This window comes from Streptomyces katrae (assembly GCF_000966975.1).
Taxonomy (GTDB): domain Bacteria; phylum Actinomycetota; class Actinomycetes; order Streptomycetales; family Streptomycetaceae; genus Streptomyces; species Streptomyces katrae.
Genome location: NZ_JZWV01000574.1, coordinates 1 through 10,463 on the forward strand (window position 1 = coordinate 1; position 10,463 = coordinate 10,463).

Annotated in this window: 9 protein-coding genes and 2 pseudogenes; 6 read left to right on the forward strand and 5 right to left on the reverse strand. The window is 71.8% G+C overall.

Features of this window, described 5'->3' with window-relative positions:
- The 3 genes and pseudogenes from VR44_RS20775 to VR44_RS20785 all read right to left on the reverse strand — a co-directional run.
- Positions 1-1,230 (reverse strand): methyltransferase family protein (locus tag VR44_RS20775; protein ID WP_052713731.1); only part of this gene is annotated, 1,230 nt, incomplete at its 3' end.
- Positions 1,231-1,384: 154 nt separating this feature from the next.
- Positions 1,385-2,525: pseudogene (locus VR44_RS20780) on the reverse strand (FAD-dependent monooxygenase).
- 208 nt (positions 2,526-2,733) lie between these two features.
- On the reverse strand, positions 2,734-2,937 hold the full coding sequence (locus VR44_RS20785) for a hypothetical protein (RefSeq protein ID WP_157880367.1): 204 nt from the start codon (positions 2,935-2,937) through the stop codon (positions 2,734-2,736).
- A gap of 216 nt (positions 2,938-3,153) precedes the next feature.
- Between VR44_RS20785 and VR44_RS20790 the strand changes: the two are divergent.
- The 4 genes and pseudogenes from VR44_RS20790 to VR44_RS42795 form a co-directional block, all read left to right on the forward strand.
- A pseudogene (locus tag VR44_RS20790) lies at positions 3,154-4,173 on the forward strand (glycoside hydrolase family 26 protein); the annotation flags it as partial.
- A 288-nt stretch (positions 4,174-4,461) separates the two neighbouring features.
- Positions 4,462-4,923 (forward strand): C40 family peptidase, encoded by a 462-nt coding sequence (locus VR44_RS20795; protein ID WP_063778947.1) that lies wholly within the window; start codon positions 4,462-4,464, stop codon positions 4,921-4,923.
- A 299-nt stretch (positions 4,924-5,222) separates the two neighbouring features.
- Complete coding sequence (locus VR44_RS20800) at positions 5,223-5,459, forward strand: chaplin (protein WP_045949061.1); 237 nt, start codon at positions 5,223-5,225, stop codon at positions 5,457-5,459.
- 148 nt (positions 5,460-5,607) lie between these two features.
- Positions 5,608-6,360, forward strand: coding sequence for a GNAT family N-acetyltransferase (locus VR44_RS42795; RefSeq protein WP_052713732.1), 753 nt, complete (start codon positions 5,608-5,610; stop codon positions 6,358-6,360).
- Positions 6,361-6,416: 56 nt separating this feature from the next.
- Here VR44_RS42795 and VR44_RS20810 read toward each other — a convergent pair whose 3' ends face one another.
- Positions 6,417-7,862 carry an amino acid permease gene (locus VR44_RS20810; protein ID WP_045949062.1) on the reverse strand — a complete coding sequence of 482 codons (1,446 nt, stop codon included), beginning with the start codon at positions 7,860-7,862 and terminating at the stop codon, positions 6,417-6,419.
- A 142-nt stretch (positions 7,863-8,004) separates the two neighbouring features.
- Positions 8,005-8,841 (reverse strand): undecaprenyl-diphosphate phosphatase, encoded by an 837-nt coding sequence (locus VR44_RS20815; protein WP_045949063.1) that lies wholly within the window; start codon positions 8,839-8,841, stop codon positions 8,005-8,007.
- Positions 8,842-9,174: 333 nt separating this feature from the next.
- On the opposite strand from VR44_RS20815, the gene VR44_RS48870 reads away from it, so the two are divergent.
- On the forward strand, positions 9,175-9,366 hold the full coding sequence (locus VR44_RS48870; protein ID WP_342669373.1) for a BlaI/MecI/CopY family transcriptional regulator: 192 nt from the start codon (positions 9,175-9,177) through the stop codon (positions 9,364-9,366).
- Positions 9,367-9,743: 377 nt separating this feature from the next.
- On the forward strand, positions 9,744-10,316 hold the full coding sequence (locus VR44_RS41365; RefSeq protein ID WP_245692051.1) for a M56 family metallopeptidase: 573 nt from the start codon (positions 9,744-9,746) through the stop codon (positions 10,314-10,316).
- The last annotated feature ends 147 nt before the right edge of the window (positions 10,317-10,463 follow it).

Here is a 10,463-nt window from a genome sequence, read left to right on the forward strand (position 1 = left end):
GGGCTGGAACATGCGTGAGCTCGCGGCCATCGAGCGGTCGAAGAGGTCGGCGAGTTCGGGGTCGCGGGCGAAGTGGTCGAAGTGGTTCTCGCCGTGGAGGTGGTCGAAGCCCGGCTGTCCGGTCCGTACGGCGTGGTCGAGTTCGCCGAAGGAACGGTAGAAGGGGCCTCCGTACATGAGGGCCAGGGGGCGCATGGAATCCGGGGCGTCGGCGCGCAGGAGGGCTCCGAGCGCGGTGAGGCGGAAACCTTCCTCCGGGAATTCCTCGGGGAGTTGCTCCGGGAGTCCCTCCGGGAGTTCTTCGCGGGTCACGGCGCCGAGCATCGCGAGGTAGCGCAGCAGGGTGGCGAGGCCGCGGGGATCGGTGCCGGTGAGGCGGGCGAGGTCGCGGGCGGTGGAGGCGGTACGGGTGTCCATCGCGTCGGGGAGGCGCAGCCGGGCGAAGGAGGCGAGGGCCTGCGTGGTCCACGCGCCGGTGAGCAGGTGAAGGAGCGTTTCGGCGGGCGGGCTCGCAAGCCGGGGGTGGGTGTGGTCCAGGTGGGCGGCGAGGGAGTCGCGGTGGTCGCCGTGGGCGTAGAGCTCCAGCCGCCGGTAGCCGCTGACTCCCTCGGCGGGGGTGGTGAAGTACAGCACGGTGCCGTCCTCGTGCGGGTTGTACCCGCCGCCGTCGGGGTGTGCTCCGTGACGGGCGAGGATCGCGCACAGGCCGCGCAGGACCAGCGGGTCCGGGTGGTCGACTTCGAAGGCGAGGTGGGCCTCGTGCCCGGCGGTCCGCTCGGGGGCGGCGATCCGCTCCAGGCCCGAGTGCGGGGGGACGGTCAGGGCGAAGACCTCGACCGCGCGGCGCTCCCCGTCGGTGCCCCGCACCTGCGGGCGCAGGATCCGCACGTCGAGGTCGGCCGGGGCCAGCCGGTGGCGGCGGGCGAGGCGTTCACGGACGACCACGCTGGGGTGGGAGGGGGCGTCGAACGTCAGCCCGCAGTCCCCGAGTCGGGCCCGCAGGGTCTCCTCGTCGGGCGGGAAGACGAGGATCCCGGCGTGGGCGAAGTGGCAGTGCCCGGCCAGGGCCCGCAGGTCCGGGCCCTCGATGCCGGGCAGGAGGAGCGGGAGCAGGGAGGCGCTGTCGTGCTCGCGGACGAAGGCGGCCGCCGCGCGCAGGCGGGCCGTGTCGTCCAGCAGCATCGTTTCGTCGTGGAGCGGCACCGTCGTCATCGTCGTGGCCGTCGTCATCGTGGGCATGTCCTCGAAACCGTTGGTGGTCTGGCAGGGCAGGGCAGGGCAAGGCAGAGCAGGGGCAAGCCGGGTGGGGCCGGGGGCCGGGCGCGGTGGGCCCGGGTGGGAGAACCGGTCCGGGTGGAGGGAAGAAGGGGGCGGCTCGTGGGGGTCAGACGCCCACGTAGTTCGCGGCGAACCAGTCCTGGTGGATGCGCGAGGTGCGCAGCGAGGCGATCCGGGAGCGGCGCAGGCCGGCCTGGAAGAACGATCCGGCGTCCCCACCGGTCTCGGGTGCCGAGTGCAGCAGGCGGGTCATCCACCCGGTGAACTCCTGTGCCTTCCAGATGTGTTCCAGGCACCGGTCCGAGTATCCGTCGAGTCCCGTGGTGTCGCCCCGGGTGAGGGCGCCGAGGAGGGCCGTGGCCAGGATCTCGGCCGCCAGGACGGCGAGGTTGGCGCCCTTCGCCGCGGCCGGGGCGAGCAGGCTCGCGGCGTCGCCCGCCAGGAAGAGCGAGCCGTGCCGGAGCGGCTCGATCACATCGCAGGTCAGGTCGAAGAGGCCGCGTTCCCGGAACGGGCCGCGGTGCAGCGGCCCGTGGTCCGCGGCGCCCATCCGGATGTCGAGCTCGTCCCAGATCCGCTGCTCGGACCAGGCGTCGGCGGCGGTGCCGCGTTGCCACTGGAGGTAGTAGCGGGTCACCTGCGGGGTCCGGGCCATGTGTCCGGCGAAGCCCCGGTCGTGGAGGGCGTAGCCGACGGCGTCGAGGCTGGGCGGGGCCTCGGCGAGGAGGCCGAGCCAGGTCACGCCGTGATCGTGTTGGTGGCGGACGGTGCCCGGCGGCAGGGAGCGGCGGGCCGCCCCGTGCCGGCCGGGGGCCGTCGGCGTCGTGCACGGCGAGAGCCTCGGTGTCGAAGTGGACGCGTCCGCCGCGGCCGAGGTAGTGCTCGAGGAGGTCCGTGACCAGGTCCTGCTGGGGGTAGACGTGGTGCCGCGTGTCCTCGCCGAGGGCGCCGTAGTCGAGGCGGAACCGGCCGTCCCGGGTGCGGAACTCGCAGGTGCCGTGCCGGCGGCCGTACCGGTGCAGGCCGTCGGCGAGTCCGTGGCGTTCCAGGATCCGGGCGGTGTTCGGTGCGAGGAACCCGGCGCGGGCCCGGTCGCGGACGTGGGTGCGGGAGGCCCGCTCCAGGATCACGCAGTCGATCCCTGCGGTGAGCAGGAGGTTTCCGAGGACGAGTCCGGCCGGTCCGGCGCCGAGCACGAGCACGTCGACTGGTGCGCGTAACGCGCGGGATGTCTGACTTTCGGTCATAGCGGGTGAAGCATAAGCATGCGAAGTTCAACGAACCTACGCCGTCCATCCCTTAGCGGGAATAGAGTGACAATCGGCTTGACCGTGCCCGACCCGTGACGAGAGGGGCGGCAACAGCCTCCGGTGGCCCGCCGGTAGCGTGCGCCGGGCGTGCGGGGAACGGCACGCGCTCCCGCACACGCACGGGCGGGCCGGGACTCCGGCGAGGTCAGGCGCAGGTGTCCGTGTAGCCTCCGGCGCCGGGGGTACGGCCGATGTCGGCCTGGATGCGGACGAGCACCTCGTCCTCGCCGCGCGTCCGGCAGGGCGGGGCGGGGACGGTGGCGGAGAAGAGGGCGGAGATCTGTTCCGCCGCCTTCACGGCCGCCGGCTCCAGGCCCCGGATCTCGATGGTGATCACATTCGCGCTCATGCCTCAGTGGAGCCGGCGGGCGCCGCGGCGGTTCCCTTCGCGGACGCCCGTCACCCGAAGGGACGCGCCGGCGGGCGGCCTTCACCCGGTCGGCCCGGTCCCGGCGGACCCGGTACCGCGAATGGCCCAGGATCGGGGCACCGGGCGGGCCGGGCGGCGTCCGGGTGTCTAGCGTCGCTGTCACACGCATCTGTTCCCGAGGCTCGGGGAGACGACATGTCCCGTACAGGGCGGTGGATGGCCGGCGCCTGCGCCGGCGTGGCCGCTGTCGGCCTGCTCGCCGGCGGGCTCGGCCCCGCCCCCGCACCTCGCGTGGGGGCGGGCGGGAGCGGTGCCGGTTCCGGGGTCGCGGTGGGTGCCTACCTCCACTACGGCTCGCCCGGCGTCGACCGGATGCAGGGGCTGTCGCGCTGGCTCGGGGGGACGGACCTGCGCGCCGGGCACACCTATCTGCCCGGCGACACCTGGGCGAACATCGAGGGGGCGCCCGATTCCCTGCGCAGCTGGGCGCGGTGGCGGGCCGAGCGGCGGGACCGGCTGTTCGTGCTGAACGTGCCCATGTTCGAGGGGAACGAGGCCGACGTCCCGGACGACCGGGTGGCCGAGCTGCTCCGCGCCGGTGCGGAGGGCGAGTACGACCAGCACTTCCGGCGGCTGGGCGAGCGGCTGGTCGGCCTCAGGGTGCCGGACACCGTGATCGTGCTGGGCTGGGAGATGAACGGCTTCAACTACACCCACCGGTGCCGGCCCGACCCCGAGAGCTGGAAGCGGTACTGGCGGCGCATCGTGGCCGCCATGCGCTCCGTGGAGGGGCAGCGCTTCCGGTTCGACTTCGCGCCCAATCGCGGCAGGGACGCGGTCCCCTGGACGAAGTGCTACCCGGGGGACGACGTGGTCGACATCGTCGGCATGGACTCCTACGACCAGCCTCCCGGCGATTCCTTCGACGAGATGGTCGACCAGCCCTACGGGCTCCGGCAGCAGGTGGATTTCGCCAAGGCGCACCACAAGCGGATCTCGTACCCCGAGTGGGGGCTCTTCCGCAACGGTGACAATCCCGAGTACATGCGCCGGATGCTGGCGTGGATCGCCGATCACCGGCCGCTGTACCACAGCATCACCGACTACTGCCCGCACGGTGTGTGGCAGTGCGGCGAGAACCCGCGTTCCGCGCGGGTGTTCCGGGAGTACCTGTCGCCCCGGAGGAAGGGGCACCCCGCTCCCGGCTCCGCACCGTAAGGACGGGGCGGGGAGCCGGGCAGGTCGGCGGGGGCGTCAGGCTGCGTCGAGGGGGGTGTCCGCGTCGGCCGGCCGGGGGACGGTCCGGGCCGGTTCGTGTTCCGCTGCGCGTCGTGAACCGGACCGACGAGCGGAATGGTCGGACAAGGTGAAGGAATATCATCTCGGATTGCTTTGCCCAACCGAGATATTTCCTGTCGTGTCCGGCACCTCAGGCATGGGCATTTCGTGCAAAATGGGCGGTCGTCGGGAGCCGTAACGCAGTTGAATGCGGAGGTATCACGATTGCCCAAAACAAATAAACACCGGGAGATCCATCGTTCTCCGGCCCTGTTCCTCGCGCTATCCGTAACCGCCGCACTGTTCACCCCGTCCATGCCCGCACAGGCCGCCTCCCTCTACGGCATAAAGGCCGTCACCATCGCAGCCTCCAAGAAGGGCGCCCCCTACGTCTACGGCGCCACCGGGCCCGCCGAATTCGACTGTTCGGGCCTCACGCTCTACGCCTTCCGCCAGGCCGGCCGGGTCCTTCCCCGCACCGCGGAAGCCCAGTACGAGAGCACCGACCACATCTCGCGCACCCAGCGCGCACCAGGGGATCTGGTCTTCTTCCCCACCGGGGGAACCATGAGCCACGTCGGCATCTACGCGGGCCACGACAAGATCTGGCACGCCCCCCGACCCGGCACGCGCGTCCGGCTCGAACGCATCTGGACGGGCACCGCCCGCTACAGCCGGGCCAATTGACGAAATCCTCGGAATGCCGCCCAGAAATCGGGCAGCAGAGCTCACGGCGCCATCATCCCTGCTTGGATCCGGCCACCTGCGAATTCCGCCCGCCGAAAATGAATCAACGAGCGGGAGGACGATGTGCCCTGCCGCCGGCCGGACGACGGGCGTACGACGATCGAACTGTCGTTTCCGTGCAGAAACGTGCGGGCCGGCGACTTCGCCGTGACACGCCGGTGGTCAGGTGAATGCGGGGGAAATGGGCCCCGTAGGCGGTGTGATCCTGGTTCGACGTCCGTCATCGACTTTGGAGTGACATGCGTATTCGCACTGCCTTCGCCGCCACCGTGCTGGCTGCTGTCGGCATCCTCGGCGCCTCGGGTTCCGCCCTCGCCGATGCCAACGCCAGCGGTACCGCCATCGGCTCCCCGGGCGTGCTGTCCGGGAACGTCGTCCAGGTGCCGATCCACATCCCGATCAACGTGTGCGGCAACACCATCAACATCATCGGCCTGCTGAACCCGGCGGCGGGCAACACCTGCATCAACACCTGATCCGCTGCGGCCCCTGGCCGCTGGGACGGCCCCGTCCGGCGCATCCGACGCCCGGGCGGGGCCGTCCGCACGTCCGCACGTCCGCGCGTCCGCCGGCCCGCTCCTACGGCTCCCGGGCCCTGTCGGTGCCGCTGGCTAGGCTGGACGGATGACCGAGATGGAGATCGTCGCCGAACGGGGCGAATGGCGGAGCGAGTTCGAAGAGCGGCTGCTGGCCGCCTACCGGGGCGCGGGGTGCCCGGAGCCGTTGGCGCGGGCCCTGCGGGAGCGGGCCGTGAAAGGCATCGAGGACTGGACGGTGGCCACGGACGGCACGGGGTGGGTCGCCGTCGGGGTGGCCGACGAGGACGGGGTGGGCGTGGGGCGGATCCACGACCTGACGGCGGCGCGGGGACGCGCCTGGGCCGAGCGGTGGTGTGCGGAGCAGGGGGCCGAGCGGGTCGTCGTCCGGCTCACCGGCGGGGCGGGGGCCTTCGCCGACTATCCGGTACGGGGGCAGAACCGGATGCGGATAGGCGACATCGTCCGGGCCGGGGCCCTGACCCCGCAGCAGGCGAAGGAGAAGTCCGACCGGGACTTCGCCGAGCACCTCCCCCAGGGCTACCTGACGCCGGGGCACGCCTTCTACGCGCTGGAGGCCGGTGGCGAGGTGGTCGGCAGCGGCTGGGTGAACCACGGCTTCCTGCCGGGCGTCACCTTCGGGTTCTCCCTCGAGGTGTACGAGGAGCACCGCGGGCGGGGTTACGGCCGGGCCGCGATGGCCGTGGGCGAGTGGGCCGCCCGGGAGGGCGGTGACGAGGTGCTGATGTTCAACGTCTTCGGCGGCAACGAGGTCGCGATGAGCCTGTACGACAGCACGGGTTTCACGGTGGTGGAGGAGTTCCGCTCCATCAGCCTCTGACGGACCGGCGCGCGGTCAAGGGCACGGGCAAGGGCACGGGGCCCGTGCCCCGTGCCCTACTCGGGCAGGCCCCCGCTGCCGGGCGTGCCCGTGGGCCGGGCCAGCCGGGAGTGGTGGTAGGAGTAGCCGAAGTAGATGACGAGACCGATGAGGAACCAGACCACGAAGCGGATCCAGGTCTCCACGCGCAGGTAGGTGATGAGCCAGATCGAGGCGATGACGCCGACGGCGGGCAGGAAGGGCATCAGGGGGGTGCGGAAGGTGCGGGGCAGTTCGGGGCGCCGGTAGCGCAGCACGATGACGGAGGTGCAGACGACCGCGAAGGCGAGCAGGATGCCGATGTTGGTGAGTTCCGCCGCCTCGCCGATCGGTACGAAGCCCGCGATGACCGCCGAGGCGACGCCGACGATCCAGGTGACGCGGGTGGGGACGTGCCGGGTCGGGTGGGTCTTGGCGAACCAGCGCGGGAGCAGTCCGTCACGGCTCATCGAGAACCACACGCGGGTCACGCCGAGCATGAACGTGAACATCACGGTGAGGATGCCGATGATGGCGCCGACGGCGATGACGTCGGCGACCACGGGCAGTCCTGCCGCCTTGAAGGCGCTGGAGAAGCCGCTCTCGGGGTCGATGTCGGTGTACTTCTGCATGCCCGTCAGGACCAGGCAGGCGAGGACGTACAGGACCATGGCGATGGCGAGCGAGTAGATGATCGCCCGGGGCATGTGCCGCTGTGCGTCCTTGGACTCCTCCGCCGCCGTGCTCATGGCGTCGTAGCCGAAGACGGCGAAGAAGACGGTGGCCGCGCCGGTGAAGGCTCCGCCCACCCCGAAGGGGAAGAAGGGGGTGTAGTTGTCGGAATTGATGTGGAAGAAGCCGACGATGATGACCAGCAGCACCACCAGCACCTTCAGGCCGACCACGACCGTCTCGAAGCGAGCCGCGTTCTTGATGCCGAGGTTGAGCAGGTAGGCGGTGAACAGGCACAGGACGGCTGCGATGAGGTCGAAGCGGTGGCCTTCGCCGGTGCCGGGGGCGCCGAGCATCCAGGTGGGCAGGGAGGCTCCGGTCTCCTCCAGGAGGAAGTTGAAGTACCCGGAGATGCCGATGGCGACCACGGCCACGATGGCCGTGTACTCCAGCAGCAGGTCCCATCCGATGAACCAGCCGGCGATTTCGCCGAGCACCGCGTATCCGTAGGTGTAGGCGGAGCCGGCCTTGGGGATCAGGCCGGCGAACTCCGCGTAGGAGAACGCGGCCGCGGCACTGGCGATGCCGGCGATGAGGAAGGAGACGAGTACGGCCGGTCCCGCGACCTGGTTGGCGACCGTGCCGGCCAGGGTGAAGATGCCGGCGCCGATGATGCCGCCGACGCCGATGGCCGTGAGCTGCAACAGGCCGAGGGTGCGGGTGAGACGCTCGCTGGGGGCGCCTTCGGGCTCCTCGATGTGCTCGATCGGCTTGCGACGGAATGCGCCCCGCCCTGACCACACGGTGGTCATGCTCCGTTCCTCTCCGCCGGGGATGACGAGCGCACATCATCTCGGAACCGGCGCCGTTGCGGAACTAGGCGCTCCGACCAGGCGCCCCCGGCTGCGAGGCGGCCGGGGGCGGTGAGGGGGATGGTGCTTCGGGTGCTGAGGCTCAGGCGGTCAGGACGCCCGTGCCGAGGAGGCCGAAGAGGAGCAGGCCGACGACGATGCGGTAGACGACGAAGGCGTTGAAGGAGTGCTTGGCGACGTACTTCAGCAGCCAGGCGATCGAGGCGTAGGCGACGACGAAGGACACGACGGTGCCGACGATCAGCGGGAGGGTGTCCACGCCGGCCCCGAGGGCGTCCTTGAGCTCGTAGAGGCCGGCGCCGGTCAGTGCCGGAATGCCGAGGAAGAAGGAGAGGCGGGTGGCCGCGACGCGTTCCAGGTCCAGGATCAGGCCGGTGGACATGGTGGCGCCGGAGCGGGAGAAGCCGGGGAAGAGCAGGGCGAGGATCTGCGAGGAGCCGACCAGCATGGCGTCCTTGAGGGAGGTGTCGTCCTCGCCCCGCTTGTGGCGGCCCATCTGGTCGGCGGCCCACATCAGGCCGCTGCCGACGATGAGCGAGCCGGCGACCACCCACAGGGAGGCCAGCGGTCCTTCGATGAGGGGCTTGGCGGCGAGGCCGACGACGACGATCGGGATGGTGGCGTAGATGACCCACCAGGCGAACTTGTAGTCGTGGTGGTAGCGCTCCTCGCGGTTGGCCAGCCCCCGCCCCCAGGCGGTGACGATCCGCGCGATGTCCTTGGAGAAGTAGGTCAGGACGGCCGCGATGGCGCCGACCTGGATCACGGCGGTGAACGCGACGACGGACTTGTCGTCGACGGGGATGCCCATCAGCCCTTCGGTGATCTTGAGGTGGCCGGTGGAGGAGACCGGCAGGAACTCCGTCACCCCCTCCACGACACCCAGGACTACGGCCTGGCCCACACTGATCGCGCTCACGTGCCTTCACCTTCGGTTGGGTTGAACGGGGCATCGGGCATCCTGTCCGGACGCACGCGACGGACAGAGTAACTTCTATTCGCGAATAGAAGTTACTCTGGACCACGAGCGAAGGACGGAAGGAGGCGGCGGTGGGCACGCGCGAAGAGCCGGCGGGCCGGGGCAGCGGCGCACGGCGGGCGAACGGGGCCCTGGAGAAGGAGGTCATCACCGTCCTGCACGCCGCGGACCGGGCCCTCACCCCCGGCGAGGTGGCCGGGCGGCTCACCGCCGCCCCCGCCCACACCACGGTGGCCACCAACCACCCTGGCCCGGCTGCAGGCGCGCGGCGTCCTGCAGCGCACCCCGCGCGGGCGCAGCTACGCCTACGCGCCGGTCACCGACGAGCCGGGGCTCACCGCGCGGCAGATGTACCGGGTCATGGAGGGCGGCAGCGACCGCGCCTCGGTCCTGACCCGTTTCGTCGACGAGCTGTCCGACGACGACGAGGACCTACTGCGCCGCCTGCTGGGTCCCGAGGGATAGGGAGCCGTCTCCGGCGATGCACCTGGCCGTCTACCTCCCCCTCCTCTTCCCCGCGCTGGCGGGGCTGTGCGCCGAACCGCTGGCCCGCCGGCTGGAGCCGCGTCTGGCGACCTGGCTGCTGACCGCGGCCGGCCTCCTGCTGGCCGCTTCCAGCACGCTGGTCCTGGGCCTGCTCGCGCTGGCCGGGCTGGTGCGCATTCCCCTGGTCGACGCCCTCAAGGGCTACTCGCCCGAGGTGATCGCCCGGCAGGACCCTGCCGCGTGGCCGGCCGCGCTCGCGGGCGCCGTCCTGCTGGCCCTCGGCCGTCCTGGCCGCGGTCCGGCTGGCGGCGCGGCGGGCCGGCGCCCTGTGGTCCGCGGCCCTGGAGGCGGCCTGCCTGCCCGGCCCCGGCCCGGTCGTCGTCACCGACGACCCCGGCGCGGACGCGTACGCCATGCCCGGGCTGCCCGGGCGGATCGTCATCTCCCACGGCATGCTCGACGCCCTCGACGCGGCGGGGCGGGAGATCCTCCTCAGCCACGAGCGCGCCCACCTGCGCCACCACCACTACGCGTTCGTCTCCCTCGCGCAGCTGGCCGCCGCCGCCAACCCGCTCCTGCGGCCGCTGGCCCGGGCCGTGACCTACACCGTCGAACGGTGGGCCGACGAACACGCCGCCCGGCGGAGCGGGAACCGCCGTGCCGTCGCCGAGACCGTCGCCCGGGCCGCCGTCGCCGCCAAGCGCAGCCGCGCCCGCAGCCGCGTCCCGGCCGCAGCCCTCGGCATCCTCGGCCGCCGTCCCGGGCCCGGCATGGTCCCCCGGCGCGTCGCCGCCCTCCTGGCTCCCCCGCCCCAGAGCCCGCCCCTGCTGCTCGCCGCGGCCGCGGCGCTGCTGGCGGCGACCGGTGTGTGCGCGCTCGATGCGGCGTACGACCTGCACCGCTTCCTGGAACTCGCGCACGTCCGCTGAACCGGGGCGGACCCTTACCGTGTCCCCATGAAGATCATCGACCTGGAACCCGGCGACCCGCGGCTCATCACCGACCTGCTGCCCGTCCTGCGCGAACTGCGGCCGCACCTCACCCCCGCCCTCTTCGAGGAGNTCTACGCCGAGGGG